Raw genomic sequence first — 20450 nt, forward strand, 5'->3', positions numbered from 1 at the left:
ACTAGCGACGGTACCGACCGAGACAGTGGAGTCATTGGACGTACGGCAGGTCTCCTACTTCCTCGCCGTGGTCGAGCACGGCGGCTTCGGTCGCGCGGCCTCCGCTCTTGAGGTCGCGCAGCCGACCCTGTCGCAGTCGGTACGCGCGCTCGAACGGGAACTCGGCGCCGACCTGTTCCACCGGGTCTCGCACGGCGTGGTGCTCTCCTCGGCCGGCCGGGCCTTCATCGGCCCGGCCCGGCAGGTTCTGCGCGGCATCGCGGCCGCCCGCCAGTCGGTGGACTCGGGCGGGCGGTCCGGCCTCTCCCTCGACCTGGTCACCGTCCCGGTGCTGGCCGTCCACCCGGGAGCGGCGCTGGTCGGCTCGTTCCTGCGGGCGAACCCGACGATGTTTGTCCGCATCGACGAGCCGGACACCGACGACCAACTTCACCTGCTGGTACGCGACGGGCAGAGCGAGCTCGGGCTGAGCCACCTGCCGCTGCCCCACCTCGGGCTCGACGTCATCGAGCTCGGCGTACAGGAGCTGTGGCTGGCGTTCCCGCCCGGTACCGACGTCGGCACCGACAAGGCGGTGCCCTTGACCCGGCTCGACGGCCGCGACGTCATCGGGGTGCCGCGCAGCAGCTGGCAGCGCGGGTTCGTCGAGCGGGCCCTGCGCGACCAGGGCGTACGCACCCGGCTGGCGGTCGAGGCGGCCCCCCGGGAGGCCGTCGTGCCGCTGGTCCTCGGCGGCGTCGGCGCGGCCTTCGTGCTGCGGGAGAGCGCCGAGACCGCCGCCGGCCTCGGCGCCGTCGTACGGCCGACCGACCCGCCGCTGCGCCAGGCGTACGGGCTGGTGCACCGGCCGGGTCCGCTGTCCACGGCCACCCGCGCGTTCGTCGCGCACGCGCGCGCCTTCTGCGGGTCCGGGTAGGCGGCCCGTGGATCTGCGTCAGGTCGAGTACTTCCTCGCCGTCGTCGACCACGGCGGGGTGACCCGGGCCGCCGCGGCCATCTGCATCGCGCAGCCGTCACTGTCACAGGCGGTCCGGGCCCTCGAGCGTGAGCTGGGCTCCGAACTGTTCCACCGCACCGGGCGGGGGCTGGTCCTCACCGCCGCCGGGAAGGCGCTGACCGGACCGGCCCGGCAGATCCTGCAGGACGCCAACGAGGCCCGGTCGGCCGTCGCCGACGTCGCGGACCTGCGCGCCGGCCGGCTCGAGGTGGCCGCGCACGCCGCGCTCGCGGTGGACCCGCTCACATCGGCCCTCGCCGCCCTGCGGCGCCGCTTCCCCGGCGTGTCGGTACGCCTGCTGGAGCCGCGCGACGACGAGGAGATGGCCCGCCTGGTCCGCGACGGCAGTTGCGAGCTGGCCCTGACCTACCTGCCCATCCCCGACCTCGGGCTGCCGGTACGGGAGCTGGGCTCGCAGGAGGTGTGGGGGGTGCTGCCGCCCGGCACGTCGGTCCCGGACGGCCCCCTGCCGGTGCGCCTCCTGCACGACACCCCGGTGATCGGGATCCAGGGGCACAGCGCGCTGCGCGCCACTGTGCTGGCCGCGCTCGACCGGGCCGGGGTACGCATGCGTCGCGCGACCGTCACCCGGCACCGCGAGGCCGTCGTACCGATGGTGCTCGCCGGCGCCGGCGCGGCGTTCCTGACCCGGTGGTACGCCGACCAGGCGGCCCGCGGTGGCGCGGTGGTACGGACGCTCGCCCCGCCGATGGTCTGCAGGTATGGGCTGGTCCACCGGACGGGGCCGCTGTCGCCGGCCGCCGCCGCGCTGCTCGACCTGCTGCTCCCGGCGAGCGGCTGAGGCGGCTAGGCGGCTGAGGCGGCGATGCCGCGGTCACCCGGGCGGAGTGCCCGGCCGACTGCGCCGACGCGCTCGGGCCGCGCCTGTCCAGAGACGTCACCCACCCCATAGGCGCCGCTTATGGGGTGGGTGACGTCTCGTCTTTGATTTCCCCGGGCCGCCGGTCTTCGATCAGGTGACCATCGACGCGGGGAGTCACGTGGCCGAACCTGAACCGAGCCTGGAGATCCGGGATCTGTCCGTGCGGTACGGCGGGGCGGTGCACGCCCTGCGCGGCGTGTCGCTGCGGGTGCCCGCGCGCGGCGTGGTCGCGGTGCTCGGCAGCAACGGCGCAGGCAAGACCACCCTGCTTCGCGCCGTCTCCGGCACCCTGCCGATGCACCGCGGACGGGTCGACGGCGGTGAGGTGACCTTCGGCGGCCGGTCGCTGCTGCGCCGTGACCCGGCCGACGTCGTCGCGGCCGGCGTGGTGCAGGTACCCGAGGGGCGGCGGGTGTTCGGCCGGCTCACGGTCGACGAGAACCTGCGCGCCGGCGCCATCGGGGCGCGTGACCGCCGCGCGAGGGCAGCCGCCCGGGACCGGATGTACGAGACGTTCCCGCGCCTGGCGCAGCTTCGCGGCCAGCGCGCCCGACTGCTGTCCGGCGGCGAGCAGCAGATGCTGGCGATCGCCCGCGCCCTGATGGCCGGGCCCACCCTGCTGCTGCTCGACGAGCCGTCGCTCGGGCTGGCCCCGCGGATCGTTGAGCAGGTGGCCGAGGTGGTCGGCCAGGTCAGCGCGCAGGGCACTGCCGTGATGCTGGTGGAGCAGAACGCCGCGATGGCGCTCGCGGTGTCCGAGCACGCGTACGTGCTGGACCTGGGGCGGGTCGCGGTGGAGGGCCCGTCGGCGGAACTGTCCACGTCGGACGAGATGCGCAAGCTGTACCTCGGTGAGACCAGCGGTATCGACTCGTCGGCGGCCGCCCCGAAGCTGGCCCGGTGGTCGGGGTGAGCGCGCTGCGGGTGGACGGGGTGACGGTACGGTTCGGCGCGCTCGTCGCCCTCGACGCGGTGTCGTTCACCGTCGAGCCCGGCACCGTCCACGCCGTCATCGGGCCCAACGGCGCGGGCAAGTCGACCTGCCTGAACGTGCTGTCCGGGGTGTACCGGCCGCACGCCGGCAGCGTGTACCTCGGAGACCGCGAACTGACCCGGTTGCGGCCGCACCACATCGCCCGCCTGGGGATCGCCCGTACCTTCCAGAACATCGAGCTGTCGGGTACCCAGACGGTCGAGGACAACCTGCTGCTGGGCCGCCACCATCTGATGCGCGCCGGGCTGGTCGCCACCGCCCTGGGGCTGCCGTCGGTGTCCCGGGAGGAGCGCCGGCACCGGGCCAGGGTCCGGGAGATCACCGACTTCCTGGGCCTGTCGGCGGCGATCGACCGGCCGGCGGCGCTGCTGCCGTACGGGCTGCGCAAGCGTCTGGAGGTGGCCCGGGCGCTCGCGCTCGAACCGCGGGTACTGCTGCTGGACGAGCCGGTCGCCGGCATGGACACCGCCGAGACCGCGGAGATGGCCGCCGCCATCCTCGCCGTCCGCGCCGAACTGGACGTCACCGTGCTCCTCGTCGAGCACGACATGGGCCTGGTCACCCGGATCGCGGACCGGGTCACGGTGCTCGACTTCGGGCGGCGGATCTTCGACGGGTCGCCGGAGGCGATGACGTCCGACCCGGACGTGGTGGCGGCCTATCTCGGCGGGGCGCCGCCGTCGGATTCTCCACGCGCGGTTTCGCCCAGTGCCCTCTTGGGCGGAGCACCGGAAGGTGAGAAATGAGCAACCTCGTGGAGCTGTTGATCAGCGGCCTCTCGCTGGGCTCGATCTACGCGCTGATCGCCATGGGGTTCGTGGTCGTCTTCAAGGCGACCGAGGTGGTCAACTTCGCCCACGGGTCGATCCTGATGCTGGGCGCGTACGTCATCGCGGCCACGTACAGCCGGATCGGCTTCCCGGCCGCGGTCGTCGCCGGCCTCGCCGCCGCCGCGACCGCCGGGCTGCTGATCGACCGGCTGCTGGTACGACGGCTGCGACGGCGTACCCACACCGCGCTGGCCATCGTCACGATCGGCGTCGACATCGTGCTCGCCGCCGAACTTGCCCGCCGGGTCGGCACCGACGTGCTGAACATGGGCGACCCGTGGGGCGACGACACCTGGCGGGTGGCCGGGTTCACGTTCCCAGTGGCGCGGTTGGCGGCGATCGCGGTGGCCCTGGTCCTGATCGCGGCGTTCGGCGCGCTGGTCCGGTACACCGACTGGGGCGTGGCGATGCGGGCCGCCGCCGAGGACGCCGAGACCGCCTCCCTCATGGGCATCAGGCTGAGCCGGGTCTCGCTGGTGGCCTGGATGACCGCCGGGGTCCTCGCGGCCGTCGCCGGGCTGTTCCTGGCGACGTTCCCCAGTCCCGGGCTGTCCGCGACGGCCAACACGACCGCCCTCCGGGCGTTCCCGGCCGTCGTCGTCGGCGGCATGGACTCGCTGGGCGGCGCGGTCGTCGGCGGCCTCGTCATCGGGCTCGCCGAGGCGCTGACCGCCGGGTACTCCGATCACCTGCTGTTCCTGGGCCACGGACTGGGCGACGTTGCCCCGTACGCGGTCATGATCGCGGTCCTGCTGTGGCGGCCGACCGGGCTGTTCGGCACGAAGGAGCTGAGTCGTGTCTGACCGCCTGCGTCGTGTCCCCGTCGTCGCCGGCTGGGTGGCGGCCGTCGCGCTGCTGGCCGTCGCGCCGCTGTACGTCGATGCGTTCTGGCTGCAGGCCGGGCTGGTCACGATCGCGGCGGCGGTCGGCGCGGTCGGGCTGACGCTGCTGGTGGGCGCGGCCGGCCAACTGTCGTTCGCGCACGCGTTCTTCCTCGCCGTCGGTGCGTACGGGTACGCGTACCTCAGTGGACGGTCGAGCAGCGGCACGACCGTCGGGCTCGGCGTACCGCCGGTGCTCGGCGCCGTCGGCGCGGTCGCCGTGGCCGGCGCGCTCGGCCTGGCCTTCAGCCCGGTCGCGAGCCGCCTGCGCGGCATCTACCTCGGCGTGGCCAGCCTGTCACTGGTATTCGTGGGGCAGCACCTGTTGCAGAACCTCACCTCGGTCACCGGCGGCTTCAACGGGCGCCCCACCCCGGCGTTCACCGTGGCCGGGTTCGACTTCACCGGTACCGAGCCGGAGTTGACCATCGCCGGCGTGCCGTTCGGGGCCGTCGAGCGGCTGTGGTACCTGAGCCTGCTCGCGCTCGCCGGTGCCTGCCTGCTCGCCCGCAACCTGCTGCGCGGGCGGGCCGGACGCGCCTGGCGGATGATCCGCGACAGCGAGGTCGCGGCCGCCGTCATGGGCGTGGACGTGCGCCGGGGCAAGGCGAGCGCGTTCGTCCTGTCGTCGATGTTCGCCGGGGCCGCGGGGGTCCTCAGCGCGCTCGCCCTGGACCGGGTCGTCCCGGACTACTTCGGGCTGCTGCTGTCCATCGAGTTCCTCGCCATGATCGTCATCGGCGGCCTCGGTTCGGTCGCCGGTGCGGTGACGGGCGCCGTGTTCGTCACCGCGCTGCCGCTCGTGCTGGCCCGCTACAGCGGCGTCCTGCCCCTGGTCGCAGACGCCGGCAGCGGTGGCGTCGACGCCTCCGTACTCGCGCGGTTCTGCTACGGAGCCGCGGTCGTTCTCGTGATCCTCGTCCAGCCCGACGGACTGGCCGGGCTGGGCCGCCGCATCCGGTCGCGGTTGCGCCGCACCACCCCACCGCCCCCACAGTCCGGGCCCGACGCGTGCCCGGCCGGCGTTCTCCAGGAGACCCCATGAAACACCGTGCCGTGAAAAACCGCGCTTTACGTCTCACCCTCGTTGCCGCCGCGGTGACGGTCCTCGTCACGGCGGGCTGCTCCACCAAGGCAGCCAAGACGGGCGGTACGAGCGGCGCCGACGGCGTCAAGACCGGTGTCGGCGTCACCGCCGACACCATCACCCTCGGCGTCCTCACTGACATGTCCGGCCCGTTCGCCCCGATCGGCAAGCAGTTGGTCCAGATCGGTGAGCTGGTACGCACGGACATCAACAACTCCGGCGGCATCTGCGGCCGCAAGCTGGAGTTCCAGGTGCAGGACCACGGCTACAACGTGCAGAAGGCCGTCACCCTGTACAAGTCGATGGAGCCCAACTCGCTGGCGTTCCTGCAGATCCTCGGCGCCCCGGTCAACGCGGCGCTGGAGGAGGAGGTCAAGCGCGCGAAGGTACTGACGCTGCCCGCCACCTTCGCCCAGGCGCTGCTGGCCAACCCGTACGTGGTGCTCCCCGGCGCCACCTACGACCTGGAGCTGGTCAACGGGGTCTCGTACCTCGCCGAGCAGGGCAAGATCGCCAAGGGCGACGCGATCGGGCACATCTACCAGGAGGGCGAGTACGGTGCCAGCGCGCTCGCCGGCAGCAAGTACGCCGCCGAGAAGCTGGGGCTGCGGCTGGTGCAGCGGCAGGTGAAGGCCACCGAGGAGGACATGGCCGGCTACGTCTCCTCGCTGAAGGCCGAGGGGGTCAAGGCGGTCCTGCTGACCTCGTCGCCCAAGCAGACCGCGTCGGTGGCCGCGGTCGCCAAGTCGATCGGCCTGGAGGTGCCGCTGGTCGGCAACAACCCGGCGTTCACCCAGAGCCTGCTCGACACGCCCGCCGGGCCGGCGCTGCGCGCGAACTTCCTGTGGTCGAGCACGGTGGCGCCGCTGTCGGCCGACCGGCCGGGGCCCAAGGCCGCGCTCGCCCTGTACGCCAAGGGGTACCCGAACGAGAAGCCCAGCTCCTCCGTCGCGTCCGGGTACGGCGGCGCCATGGTCTTCATCGAGATCCTGCGCAAGGCCTGCCAGAACAAGGACCTGACCCGCGAGGGCATGGAGACCGCGTTCCGCCAGCTCGGCCAGGTCGACACCGGCGGGGTGTACCCGCCGCTGGACTTCAGCAAGCCGGGCAAGCCGTCGAGCCGCTCCAGCGGTATCGGCCAGCCGGACCCCGCACAGACCGGCGGCCTGAAGGAGCTGCGCGCCCCGTTCGTCTCCGACCTCGCCAAGGACTACCCGGCCGGGGCGGACGCCAAGTAGGACAGTCAACACCCCGTCATCCCCTCCCCCCGGCCCCGCGCCCGGACGGACTCCGTCCGGGCGCGGGGCGCTCCCGTCGGTTGGCCTCCTCGATCTGCGGCGTCCTCGTCGGTGGCGTCCTGGCGGCCCGTGCCCCGTGGAGAACGCCGGATACGTCACACTCGGAAAGTAATGATCGTCACTTAGCGCGAAGTTACGGCCGAGTATGGTTTACGACAATCGGCGGTCCCGGGCGTGCACCCGCGGGCCGCCGGCCTGATCCGCGCAGTGGTTACCGAGGCCGGACCGGGGCGCGCAGGAACAGAGAGTGACGGGGGACGACGCGGTGCTGGTGACCGGTGAGGCGCAACGCGAGGCCTGGCGGGCCAAGACCCTGCCCCCGGTCGAAGCGGTCCGCCCCGGCCTGTGGTCGGTACCGGTACCGATCCCGCTGAGCCCGCTCCGGTACACCCTGTGCTACCTGTTCGCCACCGACGCCGGCGTGGTGGTCGTCGACCCCGGCTGGGACACCGACGACGGGCGGGCCGCCCTCTCCGCCGGCCTCGCGGCGGCGGGCGCCGGGCTCAGCGACGTCACCGGCGTCGTCGCCACCCATGTCCACCCCGACCACCACGGGCTCAGCGGCTGGCTCCGCGAGACCAGTGGTGCCTGGGTCGCGATGCACCCGGCCGAGCGCGACACCCTGCCGGGCCGGATCTGGCGCGCCACCTCGGCCGGGCCCGGCGACCGCGAATGGCTGCGGGCCCAGGGCGTACCCGACGACGAGGCCGACGCCGTCGCCCTGGACCCCGAGGTGATGGAGCCGCTGTTCGACATGGCCGAACCGGACCGGCTCCTGCACGACGGCGAGCGGGTACCCGTACCGGGCCGCGACGTCCGGGCGGTCTGGACCCCCGGCCACACGCCCGGCCACCTGTGCCTGCACGACGCCGACGCCGGGGTGCTGCTCACCGGCGACCACCTGCTGCCCCGCATCAGCCCCAACATCGGGGTGAACCGGGCACAGGACGGCGACCCGCTGACCGCGTACCTGGAGTCACTGGAGCTCGTCGCCGGGTACGCCGGCAGCGAGGCGCTGCCGGCCCACGAGTACCGGTTCCGCCGGCTCGACGTCCGGGCCCGCAGCCTGGTCGACCACCACCGGCAGCGCTGCGAGGAGATCGTCAAGGCGGTGGATGACCTGGGCGAGGCCACCGCCTGGCAGGTCGCCGCCCGGCTGACCTGGTCCCGGGGCTGGCCCGCGCTGCAGGGGATGCTGCGCCGGATGGCCCTCGGGGAGACCGTCGCGCACCTCAACCACCTCCGGACCACCGGCATCCTGCGGTCCGACGAGGGCCGTCCGGATCTGTGGCGCCGGGCCGACGGCTGAGCTGCCGGGCCGCTGGCTGAGGAGCCGTTACGGCTCCTCCTGCGGCAGCTTCAGGTACTGCTGCTGATGGTCACCCAGCAGCCGGGCGCACTCCTCGCTGTCCCCGCGCCCGAACGCCTCCACGATCGGTACGTGTGACTCGGCGGCGGCGTGCAGGTCGACGTGGCCCCGCACCACGGTCGCAATGGTGCGCACCTCGAGGAGCAGGCTGTCCCAGATCTCGAGCAGCAGCCGATTGCCCGTCGCCACGATGACCGCACGGTGGAAGGCGACACTGCCCCGGGCGAATTCCCGCACGTCACCGGCGTCGGCGGCGGTACGCATCCGCTCCAGCGCCTGCCGCAGCGGGGACGGATCGGCGTGCAGCGTCTCCATCGCGTACCGGCCGGCGGTCTCCTCCAGAGCCATCCGCACCAGGTACACCTCGGCCAGGTCCTCCTGGCTGGCGGCGCGTACGAAGGTCCCCCGCCGCGGCGAGTTCTCCACCAGCCGGGTGGCGACGAGCTCGCGCAGCGCCTCGCGCACCGGGCCCTGGCTGACCCCGAACTCGCGCGCCAGCTGCAACTCCACCAGCCGGGTGCCGGGCGGGTACGTGCCGTTTATCACCCGCTCCAGGACGGCCTGCTTGACTTTCTCGCAGAGCGTCTCATGCGGCATCGTCATGCCATCACGGTGCCACATCAACTCGGAGATCCATATTCAATCGCGCCGATTCGTTGCTTCGTGTCGAACACGGCTCACGCTCCGCGGCCGTACCTGGTGACGGCGGCCTTGACGAACTGGAAGGTCGCGGGGTCGGCCGCCAGGTTGTCGTTGGTCATGAAGCTCAGCGCGAAGAGTCCGTCCCGCCGCACGTCACGCACGTAGTCGTCGGTGAAGATCTGGCGTACGTCCGAGGCGAACGTCGCCCGGCTGCCGTTGTTCGGCCGGTAGTGCGCGAGCATGACCGGCCCGTACCGTCCGAGGATCTTCGTCATCGCGCGGATCTGGGCCGGGTTGTGGCCGTTGTCGTCCATCGACTGGAAGCTCTGGAAGTCCGACATCCTCATCAGGTCCTCGAAGTGTCCGATGAGACTGCGCCCGCCGCCCTTCTCCGGATAGTCGTACGTTGCCAGCCAGCCGCCGAACCCCAGCGAGACCCGGGCGTTGGCGGCCTGCTCGTGCAAGATCTGGTACGCCGCCCGGTACTGATCCTTGAGCGCCAGGTAGTAGTTGGTCGACTGTGGATCGGAGCTCCACTCGTTGTCGACGCACGGGTACGTCGAGAACTCCGTGAACAGCGTGACGTACAGCGGCGGTCCGGCCTTCGCGCCGGCGAAGATCCGGGCCAGCTGGCGGATGTCGTCGAGGAACCGGCTCGACACCGGGTACCGGCGCCCGCACGCCGTACCGTACCTGGTCGACACCGGTCCCTCGGTGTCACCTGACCACACCACCACGTGCATCGCGTAGCCCGACCGGTAGAGCCGGGGCACCCAGGTGGTACGCCAACTCGCCATGAAGTCCCCGAGATCTTCGGGCTTGTTGTACCAGCTTGTCAGCATCCTGACCGGCGCCTGCCGGGTCAGCGGGAACGTACTCGCCCGGTCGGCCTCGTCACCGATGCCGATGAGCAGCCCGTCGCTGGTCCCCGATGCCGACGGTCCCGGCGACACCGGCCGCGGCGAGGGGGCGGCCGGGCTTGACGACGGGGCGGCGCGCAGCTCGGCCCGGGAGTCGGGGCGGAGGCCCCAGGCGGCGACGCCGACGACCGCGACCACCACGGCGGCCAGCCCGGCGACTGCCATCGGCGTTAACCGGCCCAGGGGGCGGCGGTGTCGGCTGCTCACCATGGGTCCGCACCCTAGCGGCCCGCCCGCCGCCGGTCTGTCCCGCCGTCGGCCGGTGCCCGGACCCTGACGTGGCGAGCTACTCGACCGGCCGCCGCAGCGAGTAGGTGACCGCGTGCAGGCGAAGCGGCTGACCGATCATCAGAACGGCGCGGTCGTAGGCCTGCCAGCCCTCGGCGCCGGCCCGGTTGAGGTGGCGCAGGTCGCCGAAGCGCTCGTCGGTCCCCCACCGTTGCACGCCCCCCGGGTGGTAGAAGAGGGCGTCCCAGTCCATGAACTTGTCGGTACCGAAGTCACCGGTCGCCTTGTACTCCAGGCGCGCGTACTCCCATCGCGTCACGGATTCATCATGCCGCATGTCCGCCCCGGTGCGGGTACGGCGTCCCCCGACCGGTTGGCTACCCCGTTACGACGGCCATTCGTACGACAGGAACTTGCCGTCCATCGTGATCACGACGCGGTCGCCGGCCGGGTGGTCCCGGCGGGCGATGGAGATGCCGAAGTTGATCGCGCTCATGATGCCGTCGCCGAACTGTTCGTGGATGACCTCCTTGATGGCCGGCCCGTAGACCTGGATCACCTCGTACAGCCGGTAGATCGTCGGATCGGTCGGCACCGCGGTGGGTAGCGCGCCGCGCATCGGTACGGACGCCAGTACCGGGATGGTCTCCCTCGGCAGCCCCAGCCGGCCGGTGACGATCTCCGCGTCGCCGGTGTCGAGCGGGTGCTGGCCGAGCAGGGCGGCCACCGTCCACACGACCGGCTTGCCGATGGCGTCGGCCAGGTCCTGCCAGGACAGCCCGCGCTCCAGCCTGGCTGCGAGCACCGCCTGCGTGATCTCGTCTCGGGTCACGGTCGCACCTCCGCTGCCGACATGACCGCGCCCGGAGCGTTGAAACCCGCTCGCCGTACCCTTGTACGCTGCCGCGCCGGTGGGCGACCGACCGGCACTGAGGTGACCGGCTCGGCCGGGTGGAAGGCTGGAGGCATGGGGTTGTTCACGCTGGCCGAGGCGCGGGAAGAACTGGCGCGGCTGCGACCGGTACTCGACGAGATCGTCGCCGTCCGGGCCGACGCCGCCGAACTGGCCGCGGCCCTGACGATCGGTGGAGCGCCGACCCGGCTCGGTGGCCTGCCCGAGTGGAAGGCCGCCGAGGCCAGGCTGGACGAGTTGATGGCCGAGGTACAGCAGACCGGCGCCGAGCTCAAGAGCCTGGCACCGTTGCTCGTCGACTTCCCCGCCGACCTCGACGGCGAGCCGGTACTGCTGTGCTGGCTGGAGGGCGACGCCGAGCTGACCTGGTACCACCGCTCGGACCTCGGCTTCGCCGGACGGCGTCGGCTGCTCTGACGCCCGTCAGCCCCGTACCGGGGCCGGGTCCACGCCGAGGCGCATCTGCCGTACTACGGCGTGCGCGACAGGTTGACGGCGAGCGCCACGATCAGCAGGCTCGACGCGAGAGCGGTCACCAGGCGCCCACGCGGCCCGGAGAGCGCCCGTCCGACCAGCGCCCCTCCGACTGCGATCAGTAGCTGCCAGCTCACGGACGCCAGGAACGCACCCAGGACGAACAACACCTCGCCCGGTACGGTCAGCCCGTCGGCGGCCTGCCGGCCGAGCACCAACGCTCCGAAGTAGACGATGGTCATCGGGTTGAGCAGCGTCAACCCGAGCAGCCCGCCGTACGCGCGGACGGAAGTGGCGAGCCCGGGGCCTGCCGGCGACGCGCTGTCGGGACCACGACGGTGCCGTAGGGCGCTGGCCGTGGTACGGGCGGCGATGCCGATCAGGACGACCACGGCCAGCCACCGCATGGGCGTGGCGACCGGAGCGATGAGGCCGGCGAGCGCGCCACCGCCGACGACCGCGAGCAGGGCGTAGAGACCGTCGGCCGTCGCGACGCCGAGCGCGGCGGCGGCACCGACCCGAAGCGACGTACGGGCGGTCAGGCCGATGATGAGGACGGCGACGGCCCCCACCGGGACGGCGACGCCGTACCCGGCGACGACGCCCGCCACGAAGGCGGTCATGATCGCAGCAGGGCGACCGGCGCAGCGCTGGGCAGCGTCTGCTGTCGCCGGCCAGGCTCGGCCACGGCGGCAGGGACGTTGACGGCAGCGAGCAACTCGATCACGGGAGCATTGTCGGCCGCCCCACGCCGCGGCGGCGACCGAATTTCCCACCGACACATTTCCCGACGCCACGTTTCCCGGCGCCACGTTCCCCGGCGACAACCGCAGGCGCGCCCGCGGCCGGAAGGTCCCGAGTCACCGTCCGGCCGCGGGTGGGCCTGGCTCCCCTACCAGCGGCGCGGGCGTCGACCACCAACGTCCGCCGCCGTCAGGCAACGGGCGTACCGGCGAGGGCGGTCGCCGGCAGCCCGGTTCGGGGGGTACGGAGCGCGATCCGCTCCGTTGCCTCACTGAAGCAGATCGGCCCCCGCCGCTCCAGGCATCTAAGCTTTTCTTCAGGCAGCGCTCACCGTGCTCTAACTCAGCCGAGCAGAATTCCCGGGTTGAGCACGCCGTGCGGATCCAGGACGTCCTTGACGCCGCGCAGCACCGCCGTCGCCTGAGGGCCGATCTCGGCGCCGTACCACGGCAGGTGGTCGCGGCCGATCCCGTGGTGGTGACTGATCGTGGCGCCGGTGGCCGCGATCGCGTCGCCCGCCGCCGCCTTCGCCGCCCCCCACTGCGCGACCGGGTCGGCCGCCTGGGCCGCCAGCACCGTGAAGTACAGCGAGGCACCGCTCGGGTACACGTGGGAGATGTGACACCAGACCAGGGCCGGGGTGTCGCGACCGGCCAGCGCGGTGGCGAGCGCGTCGCGGACGGCCGGGTAGGTGCCGGGCAGCGCGCTCCAGAACGCCGCGGTCTCGACCGTCTCGACCAGCACACCGGCGTCGAGCAGCGCGTCGCGCAGGTACGGCGCCGCGAACCGGTCCCGTAGCCACGCCCGTCCCGGCTCGGGGCCGAGCGGCCGGCCGCCGAGCCCCGTCAGCCGGTCGGTGAGCGCCGTTTCCGTGGCGGCGACGCGCTCCTCCGTACCCTCAAGGCCTGTGATCATCAGGCAGCCGCCGGAGTCGTCGCCGCCCGCGCCCATGGCGTTGACCGCGGTCTCGACCTCGTCGGAGCAGCGCAGTACGGCCGGCAGCGGACCGTCCTGCGCCAGCGCGCGGGTCGCCTCGGTGGCGGTCGCGAAGTCGGAGAACCGCCAGCCCAGGTAGCGGCGCGCGGCCGGCGTGGGCCGGATCTGCACGGTCACCTCGGTGATGATCCCGAAGACCCCCTCCGAGCCGAGCAACAACTGTCGCAGGTCCGGACCGGCAGCGCTGTGCGGCGCGCGGCCGAGGTGCAGCGTGCCGGTCGGGGTGGCGACCCGCAGGCCGACGACCATCTGGTCGAACCGGCCGTAGCCGGCCGACGCCTGCCCGGACGAGCGCGTCGCGGCGAACCCGCCAAGCGTCGCGTACTCGAACGACTGCGGGAAGTGGCCGAGTGTGAAGCCACGGGTGGCGAGCAACTCCTCGGCCCGGGGTGCGCGTACGCCGGCCTCGAACGTGGCCGTACGCGAGACCGGGTCGAGATCGAGCAACCGGTCGAGCCGGGCGAGATCGAGGGCGACGAGCCCGGCGTACCCGTCCCGGCGTGCTCGCAGACCGCCGACCACCGACGTGCCGCCGCCGAACGCCACGACGGCGATCCGGTTCGCATCGCAGGCCCGCAGCACGGCGACGACCTGCTCGTGATCGGCCGGCTCGACCACCGCGTCGGGGGCGTCTGCGGCCACCCCGGCGCGCAGCCGCAGCAGGTCGACGGTCGACTTCCCGGCGGCGTGGGACAGCCGCGCCGCGTCGTCGGTACGCACCCGCGCGCCGGACTCCTCGAGCGCGCGCAGGCACCGGCCGGGCAGCGCGGCGGGGGGCAGCGCGACGACCGGGACCGGCGGGCGCGGCTCGGGCAGGTCCAGCACGGAGGCGAGGAGGCCGCGTACGGCGTCGGGCAGCGTTGCCGCGCGGCTCGGGTCACCCCACCGGTACACATCCATGAGTTACACTGTGACACATGGCGTCCAGTCGTAACAACGTGGGTCGCGCCCAGGCCGGGCGGACCGAGGAGGACGCGCTGCTCGACGCGGCTCGAACCGCTGTGCTCGCGGTCGGCCTGCGGCGTACCACCCTCACCGACGTCGCGCGCCGGGCCGGCGTCTCGCGCATGACCATCTACCGCCGCTGGCCGGACATGAGCGCCCTGGTGGGCGACCTCATGACCCGGGAGTGGGGCGCGCTCACCCAGGCCGCGCTGGCCGCCGCCGAGGGCACGACCGCCGCCGCCGAGGGCACGACCGCTGACGACGCGACCGGCAACAGCGCAGACCGCGCCGCGCGGCAGCGCTTCGTCGCCGCGATCACCGCGGCCACCCGGGCCCTGCGCCACCACCCGGTGTTCCGCCGCATCGTGGAGCTCGACCCCGAGATCCTGCTCCCGTACCTGGTGGACCGGCGCGGCCGCAGTCAGGACCAGATGCTCGTGATGATGTCGACCGCGATCGAACACGCCGCCGACGGCTCGATCCGGGCCGGCGACCCCGGCCTGCTGGCGCGGGGCGTGCTGCTCGCGACGCAGGGGTACGTGCTGTCGCTTCCGACCATGACCGACGGGTACGACGAGGACGCGCTCGACGACCAGCTGCGACTCCTCCTCGACCGGTACCTGGCGCCATGAGTACCTCGCCGTCGAACACCTCGCTGTCGAACACCTCGCTGTCGGCCGCGCGCCGGTCCCAGGAGCTGGCCGACCTGGCCGACGGGCGCACGGTCGACGTGCTCGTCATCGGGCTCGGGGTCACCGGTGCCGGCGTCGCGCTCGACGCCGCCGCGCGCGGACTGTCGGTCGCCGCCATCGACGCGCACGACCTGGCGTACGGCACGTCCCGGTGGAGTTCCAAGCTCGTCCACGGTGGACTCCGGTACCTCGCGGCAGGCAAGCTCGGGCTGGCGTACGAGAGCGCGGTCGAACGTGGCATCCTGCTGCGGCACACCGCGCCGCACCTGGTCGCACCGCTGCCCTTCGTCATGCCGCTGACCACGGCGACCGGCCGCGGCACCGCGACCGCCACCCGGCTGGCCCTGGCCGCCGCCGACGTGCTGCGCACGGCCGCGGGTACGCCCCGGTCGGTGCTGCCGCCCAGCCGGCGGGTCAGCCGCGCCGAGGCGCGCCGGCTGTTCCCCGCCCTCCGCCCGGGCGACCTGCGCGGCGCGTTCGTGCACTGGGACGGCCAGCTCGTCGACGACGCACGGCTGGTCGTCACGCTGGCCCGGACCGCCGCCGGGCTCGGTGCCGCGATCCTGACCCGCTGCCGGGCCCGGCAACCGAGCTTTGACGCGGCGCCCGGCGTGGTGCCGGCCGTGGACACCCTGACCGGGCGGCGCTTCGATCTTCGCGCCCGCACGGTGGTCAACGCGACCGGCGTGTGGGCCGACCAGCTCGACCCGTCGGTACGGCTGCGCCCGTCCCGAGGCACCCACCTGGTCCTGCCCGCGCGGCTGCTCGGCCACCCGGCGGCGGCGCTGACGGTGCCGATCCGCGGTCACCGCAACCAGTTTGCACTCGTCCTCCCCCAGCCCGACGACCGGGTGTACGTCGGTCTCACCGACGAACCGGTCGACGGGCCGGTGCCCGACGTCCCCCGACCCGAGCCCCACGACATCGCGCTCCTGCTCGACGCCGTGAATGGCGCGCTCCAGACACCCGTCGGCCCCGGCGACGTGATCGGCGCGTTCGCCGGGCTGCGCCCGCTGCTGGCCGGCTCGGCGGCGCGCACCGCCGACCTGTCCCGCCGGCACGCCGTGCGCACCTCGCCGGGCGGCCTGGTCACGGTGGTCGGCGGGAAGCTCACCACGTACCGGCGGATGGCCCGCGACGCCGTCGACGCCGCGGTCGCGGCGGGGCGGCTGAAGGCGGGCCCGTGCCGCACCGCCCGCCTGCCGCTGGTCGGCGCGGGTGAAGCGCCGCCGGCCCGAGAAGCACCGTCGGCCCGAGAAGCACCGTCGGCCCGAGAAGCACCGTCGGCCCGAGAAGCACCGCCGGCCCGGCTGGTGGCGCGCTACGGCGCCGAGGCCGGCGCGGTCGCGGCCCTCGCCGACGGTGACCCGGACCTGCTGCGGCCGGTGGCCGAGGGCGTACCCGTGACCGGCGCCGAACTGCTGTGGGCGGTGCGCCACGAGGGCGCCCTCGACGTCGACGACCTGCTCGACCGCCGGACCAGGATCGGGCTCGTACCCGCCGACCGGGAGCGCGCGCTGCCCGCCGCCCGCGCGATCCTCGCAGCGGAGGGCTGACGCGACCGACGGTCACCGGATCAGGCCGCCGCCTCCTGCTGCTCACGTACGAGCTCGTGCGCCTCCTCCACGTCGGTGGCCACCGGGGGCGCGGTGGGCAGGGGCCGGCCCGCGCTCTCCGGCGTGAACAGCACCGTCACCGCGCCGACCAGTCCGGCGACGGCCAGGTAGTACCCGGGCGCCAGGAGGTTGTGGGTGGCCTGTACCAGCGCCGTGGCGATCAACGGGGTGGTGCCACCGAACAGCGACACCGAGAAGTTGTACGCGATCGACAACGCGCCGGAGCGCACGTCGGTGGGGAACAGCGCGGGCAGGGTGGCGGGCATCGTGCTGTCGAAGCACAGGTAAATCAACCCCAGGAGCAGGCAGCCCGCGAAGACCGAGGTGAGGGTGCGGCGGGTGATCAGCATGAACGTGGGCACCGACCCCGCGACGAGCAGCAGGCTGCCGGTCATCAGCACGGGTCTGCGCCCGACCAGGTCGGACAGGCGCCCGACGAGCGGCAGCAGCACCATGAGTACGACCATGACGGCCAGCACGATCGTCAGGGCGACGGGCTGCGGCAGGCCGAGCCCGGCCGACAGGTAGCTGGGCATGAACGACGTGAGGATGTAGCTGGTCACGTTGAAGACCAGCACCAGCCCGACGCACACCAGCAGCGGGCGGCGCTGCTGGGCGAGGATGCGTCGCAGCTCCCGCCGTGCCCCGAAGACGCGCTGGGGGGCCCGCCCGTCGAGCTGCTCGTACGCCGGGGTCTCCTCGAGCTTGAGCCGCAGGTACAGCCCGGCGAGGCCGAGCGGGCCGGCGATCAGGAACGGGACCCGCCAGCCCCAGGCGAGCAGGTCCCGGCCGGGTAGCGTCGCGGTCAGCACGGTGACCACCCCCGCGCCCAGCACGAAGCCGGCCATCGTGCCGAACTCGAGCCAGCTGGCCTGGAACCCGCGGCGACGATCGGGGGCGTGCTCGGTGAGGAACGTCATGGCCGAGCCGTACTCGCCGCCGGTGGAGAAGCCCTGGACAAGCCGGGCGACGAGCAGCAGCGCCGGGGCCCAGGCCCCGATCTGGGCGTAGCCGGGCAGGAGCCCGATGGAGAAGGTCCCGATCGCCATCATGATGACCGTGACGGCCAGCACCTGTCTGCGTCCGATCCGGTCGGCGAGCGGACCGAAGAAGAGTCCGCCCAGCGGCCGGACTCCGAACGCGACGGCGAACGTGGCGAAGGTCGACAACAGCTGCACCGGTCCGCTCGACGCGGGGAAGAAGACCCGGCCCAGGGTCACCGCGATGTAGCTGTAGACCCCGAAGTCGTACCACTCGACCATGTTGCCGACCGCCGTACCCGCGGTCGTGCGCCGCAGCATCGCCTCGTCGACGATGGTGGGCCTGCCCCACGGTCCGGTGGGGAGCTCTCGGTGCGCCGGCTGTCCTGAAGTCATGACCTTCGGTGGGGTCTACCCGTACCCGGGGGTCACAACCGCGTCAGGGTCGGTTGATCGCGGGCCGGTGAACCCGGCGGCCTCCGGAGACCGGTGCAGACTCCGGTGAAGATCGTCCTAAGTCCCGCTTAAGTGCCTCCTCGCCACCGGGCCGGGCGACATAGCGTGTCCGGCGTGTACTCGGACCCGGTTCTCGTACTGACGCTCATCACCGTCGTGCTCTGGCTGGCGGTGATCGGCTGGCGACTGTGGCGCCGGGAGCGGGCGGATGGCGAAGGCCGGAGCGCCCGTGGCTGGGCCGACGAACCGGACTGGGACGAGACCTACGCGGACGGGTTCGACGAGGCCGAGACCGACGAGGACGAGGCCCCGGACTGGGACGACGAGCCGCGGCCGGCCGAGCGGCCGCTCCCCGCGGCACAGCGCGCCGAGGTCGCGATCAACCCCGGCAAGTGCATGCGGTTCGCGTTCTGCGAGCACGAGGCGCCCGCGGTCTTCAAGCTGACGGGTGACCGGATCGACTACAAGCCGTCGGTACCCGCCGACCAGGTCGACGCGGTCGCGATGGCGGTGAAGGTCTGCCCGGCGCGCGCGATCACGATGAAGCTACCGGGAGTGAAGCCGTACCTGCCGCAGCCGCCGGTCGACGACGACGCGCGGCGGCCGGTGCGCCGGTAGGGGACGTCACGAGGAAGGAACGCCCGGCGCCCTGTCCGGCGCGGGATCGCCGCCGACGACCGCCAGCGCGCCCGTCACGTCGAGGACGCGGTACACCAGCCCGGTCGGGTTCACCACGCGAAGGCAGCAGTGCTCGCGGCGGGCGAGCCGCCAGAGCCGGACGATCACGCTGACCGCGGTCGAGTCGATGAACCGCAACTCGGCCAGGTCGAGTTGGACCGTTCCCGGGCGCCGCCGGGTGATGAGCCGGCGGACCATGGCCTCGAAGCCGTCCGCCACGCTGAGGTCCATCTCGCCGCACAGGGCGATGACCAGCCCCGATCCGTCCGCGCGTACCTGGTGCGTGAACGTCATGGTCCGCCCTTTCCCGATGGTGCGGTGGGGTCCCGCCACGCCCACCGACACTGCGCCCCCCTCGGCCCTCCGCCACCGGTGACGGACCATCCGCCCGGCAACGGACCAGGAATGCGCTGGGTCGGCACCCTACCACCGTGCGCGACGCATTGGTGCACACCGATTCTGGCACCGCCGCGCAAGGGTGCGGCGGTGCCAGTCGCGGGTCGGCTGACGGCGGCTCAGCTCACGGCGGCCAGGCGGCGGCCCGACCCGGTACGGGTCTCCTCCGGCCGGCTCTTCGGCTGCGGCAGCACCCTGACCGGGGTGTCGATGAGCATCGCGCGGGTCGTCTCGGTGAACGCGCGGGCCGCGTTCACCGCGATCAGCCCCACCAGCTCGTCGTCGCGGTAGTAGCTGGCCATGACCCCGGCCCGCGCGGTGTCCCGCCGGCCCGGGCGCATCTCGGTCAGCACGATGTGATCGGTGGGCTTGAAGTCGCCGGCGACCATGACACGCAGGCCGTTCTGAAGCGTCCAGTACCGCGGCACGATGCCGACCGGTGGCACCTCGCGGTCGCCGGCGAGCAGCGTACGGGCGGCGGCGTGGCCCATCTCGACGGCGGCGATCCACTGCCCCACCATCATCGGCTCGCCACTGTAGAGCAGGTTGGGCCAGCGCACCGCGGCGCCCGCCGCGACGACCCCGTCGATGTGGGCGCCGGTGACATCGACCGCGCGCAGGCTCTCGTCGCACAGGATGCCGCGCGAGATGTCGATGCCGGTACCGGAGAGGAAGTCGGTGTCCGGCTTCTCACCCAGCGTCGCCACCACGATGTCGGCGTTGACGTACGAGCCGTCGTCGAGGGAGAGCCGCCAACCACCCCGGCGGCGCTCGACCTCCTTCACCCGGCGGCCCAGCCGCATCTCCACCCCGAACCGGTCATGTTCGTCGGCGATGAGCGCTCCGATCGGCTCGCCGACGGCGCGGCCCATCACGTACGGCTTGGGGTCGATCAGTACCGCCTCGCGGGCGAGCTCACGTACCGCGCAGGCCACCTCGCAGCCGGTGATACCGCCGCCGACGATCGCGACCCGCTCGGCGTGGCGCAGGTCCTGGCGCAGCTGCCAGGCCTCGTCGACGCTGTGCAGCACGTGCATGCCGGGGCCGTCCGGCCAGCCCTTGGGCAGCGTGGCGTAGCTGCCGGTCGCGAGGACGAGCCCGTCGAAGGCGTACTCCTCGTCGGTCTGGGTCAGCACCGTACGCCGGCGAAGGTCGACCTCGACGGCGCGGCGGCCGTGCTCCCACCGCACGTCCAGCCCGCCGTCGATCGGCATCCGGACGTCCTGCGGCCGGGCGTGCCCGGTCAGCAGGCTCTTGGAGCAGGCCGGCCGGTCGTACGGGGCGTCCGGCTCGTCGCACAGCAGCGTGATGTTGCCGGTGAAGCCCTGGCGGCGAAGCTCCTCGGAGGCGGCCATGCCCGCCGGTCCGCCGCCGATCACCAGGACCCGGTCGGACCAGCCGTACTCCATCGATCTCCTTGCGCGACGCATG

At 73.0% G+C, this 20450-nt stretch carries 21 protein-coding genes; 12 read left to right on the forward strand and 9 right to left on the reverse strand.

The annotated features are described in order from the left end of the window. Positions 1–34: 34 nt before the first annotated feature. The 8 genes from Pme01_RS16400 (at position 35) to Pme01_RS16435 (ending at position 8279) form a co-directional block, all read left to right on the forward strand. Positions 35–916 carry a LysR family transcriptional regulator gene (locus Pme01_RS16400; protein ID WP_168114607.1) on the forward strand — a complete coding sequence of 294 codons (882 nt, stop codon included), beginning with the start codon at positions 35–37 and terminating at the stop codon, positions 914–916. Between the two features lie 7 nt (positions 917–923). Then, positions 924–1799 (forward strand): LysR family transcriptional regulator, encoded by an 876-nt coding sequence (locus Pme01_RS16405; protein WP_168114270.1) that lies wholly within the window; start codon positions 924–926, stop codon positions 1797–1799. A 199-nt stretch (positions 1800–1998) separates the two neighbouring features. Continuing rightward, positions 1999–2793 (forward strand): ABC transporter ATP-binding protein, encoded by a 795-nt coding sequence (locus Pme01_RS16410; protein WP_168114269.1) that lies wholly within the window; start codon positions 1999–2001, stop codon positions 2791–2793. Then, positions 2781–3620 carry an ABC transporter ATP-binding protein gene (locus Pme01_RS16415; protein WP_239088270.1) on the forward strand — a complete coding sequence of 280 codons (840 nt, stop codon included), beginning with the start codon at positions 2781–2783 and terminating at the stop codon, positions 3618–3620. The genes Pme01_RS16410 and Pme01_RS16415 overlap by 13 nt, the downstream gene beginning before the upstream one ends. Beyond that, positions 3617–4507, forward strand: coding sequence for a branched-chain amino acid ABC transporter permease (locus Pme01_RS16420; RefSeq protein ID WP_168114268.1), 891 nt, complete (start codon positions 3617–3619; stop codon positions 4505–4507). Before Pme01_RS16415 ends, Pme01_RS16420 begins: the two co-directional genes overlap by 4 nt. Next, a complete protein-coding gene (locus Pme01_RS16425) occupies positions 4500–5630 on the forward strand; it encodes a branched-chain amino acid ABC transporter permease (RefSeq protein WP_203935671.1) in 1131 nt (376 codons plus the stop codon). Before Pme01_RS16420 ends, Pme01_RS16425 begins: the two co-directional genes overlap by 8 nt. Before the next feature lie 53 nt (positions 5631–5683). Continuing rightward, complete coding sequence (locus Pme01_RS16430) at positions 5684–6910, forward strand: ABC transporter substrate-binding protein (RefSeq protein WP_203935672.1); 1227 nt, start codon at positions 5684–5686, stop codon at positions 6908–6910. Positions 6911–7217: 307 nt separating this feature from the next. Next, on the forward strand, positions 7218–8279 hold the full coding sequence (locus Pme01_RS16435) for an MBL fold metallo-hydrolase (protein WP_239088271.1): 1062 nt from the start codon (positions 7218–7220) through the stop codon (positions 8277–8279). Positions 8280–8306: 27 nt separating this feature from the next. Here the strand turns inward: Pme01_RS16435 and Pme01_RS16440 are convergent, their stop codons facing one another. The 4 genes from Pme01_RS16440 to cynS form a co-directional block, all read right to left on the reverse strand. Next, positions 8307–8942: a GntR family transcriptional regulator gene (locus tag Pme01_RS16440; protein ID WP_168114266.1), complete on the reverse strand. Its 636-nt coding sequence runs from the start codon at positions 8940–8942 to the stop codon at positions 8307–8309. A 74-nt stretch (positions 8943–9016) separates the two neighbouring features. Next, positions 9017–10066 carry a hypothetical protein gene (locus Pme01_RS16445; protein ID WP_203935673.1) on the reverse strand — a complete coding sequence of 350 codons (1050 nt, stop codon included), beginning with the start codon at positions 10064–10066 and terminating at the stop codon, positions 9017–9019. A 121-nt stretch (positions 10067–10187) separates the two neighbouring features. Continuing rightward, positions 10188–10448 carry a hypothetical protein gene (locus tag Pme01_RS16450; RefSeq protein ID WP_168114264.1) on the reverse strand — a complete coding sequence of 87 codons (261 nt, stop codon included), beginning with the start codon at positions 10446–10448 and terminating at the stop codon, positions 10188–10190. A gap of 66 nt (positions 10449–10514) precedes the next feature. Next, complete coding sequence (cynS, locus tag Pme01_RS16455; protein ID WP_168114263.1) at positions 10515–10961, reverse strand: cyanase; 447 nt, start codon at positions 10959–10961, stop codon at positions 10515–10517. Between the two features lie 135 nt (positions 10962–11096). Here cynS and Pme01_RS16460 point away from each other — a divergent pair, with 135 nt between their 5' ends. After that, positions 11097–11459, forward strand: coding sequence for a DUF2203 domain-containing protein (locus tag Pme01_RS16460; protein WP_168114262.1), 363 nt, complete (start codon positions 11097–11099; stop codon positions 11457–11459). A gap of 53 nt (positions 11460–11512) precedes the next feature. Here the strand turns inward: Pme01_RS16460 and Pme01_RS16465 are convergent, their stop codons facing one another. Both Pme01_RS16465 and Pme01_RS16470 read right to left on the reverse strand, forming a co-directional pair. Further along, positions 11513–12139 carry a LysE family transporter gene (locus Pme01_RS16465; RefSeq protein WP_203935674.1) on the reverse strand — a complete coding sequence of 209 codons (627 nt, stop codon included), beginning with the start codon at positions 12137–12139 and terminating at the stop codon, positions 11513–11515. A 463-nt stretch (positions 12140–12602) separates the two neighbouring features. Next, positions 12603–14156 (reverse strand): FAD-binding oxidoreductase, encoded by a 1554-nt coding sequence (locus Pme01_RS16470; RefSeq protein WP_168114261.1) that lies wholly within the window; start codon positions 14154–14156, stop codon positions 12603–12605. Between the two features lie 17 nt (positions 14157–14173). Between Pme01_RS16470 and Pme01_RS16475 the strand changes: the two genes are divergently transcribed. Both Pme01_RS16475 and Pme01_RS16480 read left to right on the forward strand, forming a co-directional pair. Next, on the forward strand, positions 14174–14833 hold the full coding sequence (locus Pme01_RS16475; protein ID WP_168114260.1) for a TetR/AcrR family transcriptional regulator: 660 nt from the start codon (positions 14174–14176) through the stop codon (positions 14831–14833). Next, entirely contained in the window at positions 14830–16449 is a 1620-nt protein-coding gene (locus Pme01_RS16480) for a glycerol-3-phosphate dehydrogenase/oxidase (protein WP_168114259.1), read from the forward strand. The genes Pme01_RS16475 and Pme01_RS16480 overlap by 4 nt, the downstream gene beginning before the upstream one ends. A gap of 20 nt (positions 16450–16469) precedes the next feature. On the opposite strand, the gene Pme01_RS16485 is transcribed toward Pme01_RS16480, so the two are convergent. Then, complete coding sequence (locus Pme01_RS16485) at positions 16470–17885, reverse strand: MFS transporter (RefSeq protein WP_168114258.1); 1416 nt, start codon at positions 17883–17885, stop codon at positions 16470–16472. A gap of 174 nt (positions 17886–18059) precedes the next feature. On the opposite strand from Pme01_RS16485, the gene Pme01_RS16490 reads away from it, so the two are divergent. Next, complete coding sequence (locus tag Pme01_RS16490; protein ID WP_203935675.1) at positions 18060–18563, forward strand: ferredoxin; 504 nt, start codon at positions 18060–18062, stop codon at positions 18561–18563. A gap of 6 nt (positions 18564–18569) precedes the next feature. On the opposite strand, the gene Pme01_RS16495 is transcribed toward Pme01_RS16490, so the two are convergent. Together Pme01_RS16495 and Pme01_RS16500 are read right to left on the reverse strand one after the other, a co-directional pair. Then, entirely contained in the window at positions 18570–18917 is a 348-nt protein-coding gene (locus tag Pme01_RS16495; RefSeq protein ID WP_168114257.1) for an STAS domain-containing protein, read from the reverse strand. 221 nt (positions 18918–19138) lie between these two features. Next, on the reverse strand, positions 19139–20428 hold the full coding sequence (locus tag Pme01_RS16500; RefSeq protein ID WP_168114256.1) for an NAD(P)/FAD-dependent oxidoreductase: 1290 nt from the start codon (positions 20426–20428) through the stop codon (positions 19139–19141). Between the last annotated feature and the right edge of the window lie 22 nt (positions 20429–20450).

Source organism: Planosporangium mesophilum, assembly GCF_016863255.1.
Classification (GTDB): domain Bacteria; phylum Actinomycetota; class Actinomycetes; order Mycobacteriales; family Micromonosporaceae; genus Planosporangium; species Planosporangium mesophilum.

What these genes read in the sequence shown, in the direction of transcription:
- Pme01_RS16420 (WP_168114268.1), top strand. Translation starts at nt 3,617, where the DNA reads ATGAGCAACCTCGTGGAGCTGTTGATCAGCGGCCTCTCGCTGGGCTCG.
- Pme01_RS16440 (WP_168114266.1), bottom strand. Translation starts at nt 8,942, where the DNA reads ATGACGATGCCGCATGAGACGCTCTGCGAGAAAGTCAAGCAGGCCGTC.
- Pme01_RS16445 (WP_203935673.1), bottom strand. Translation starts at nt 10,066, where the DNA reads ATGGCAGTCGCCGGGCTGGCCGCCGTGGTGGTCGCGGTCGTCGGCGTC.
- Pme01_RS16460 (WP_168114262.1), top strand. Translation starts at nt 11,097, where the DNA reads ATGGGGTTGTTCACGCTGGCCGAGGCGCGGGAAGAACTGGCGCGGCTG.
- Pme01_RS16465 (WP_203935674.1), bottom strand. Translation starts at nt 12,139, where the DNA reads ATGACCGCCTTCGTGGCGGGCGTCGTCGCCGGGTACGGCGTCGCCGTC.
- Pme01_RS16470 (WP_168114261.1), bottom strand. Translation starts at nt 14,156, where the DNA reads ATGGATGTGTACCGGTGGGGTGACCCGAGCCGCGCGGCAACGCTGCCC.
- Pme01_RS16475 (WP_168114260.1), top strand. Translation starts at nt 14,174, where the DNA reads ATGGCGTCCAGTCGTAACAACGTGGGTCGCGCCCAGGCCGGGCGGACC.
- Pme01_RS16480 (WP_168114259.1), top strand. Translation starts at nt 14,830, where the DNA reads ATGAGTACCTCGCCGTCGAACACCTCGCTGTCGAACACCTCGCTGTCG.
- Pme01_RS16485 (WP_168114258.1), bottom strand. Translation starts at nt 17,885, where the DNA reads ATGACTTCAGGACAGCCGGCGCACCGAGAGCTCCCCACCGGACCGTGG.
- Pme01_RS16495 (WP_168114257.1), bottom strand. Translation starts at nt 18,917, where the DNA reads ATGACGTTCACGCACCAGGTACGCGCGGACGGATCGGGGCTGGTCATC.
- Pme01_RS16500 (WP_168114256.1), bottom strand. Translation starts at nt 20,428, where the DNA reads ATGGAGTACGGCTGGTCCGACCGGGTCCTGGTGATCGGCGGCGGACCG.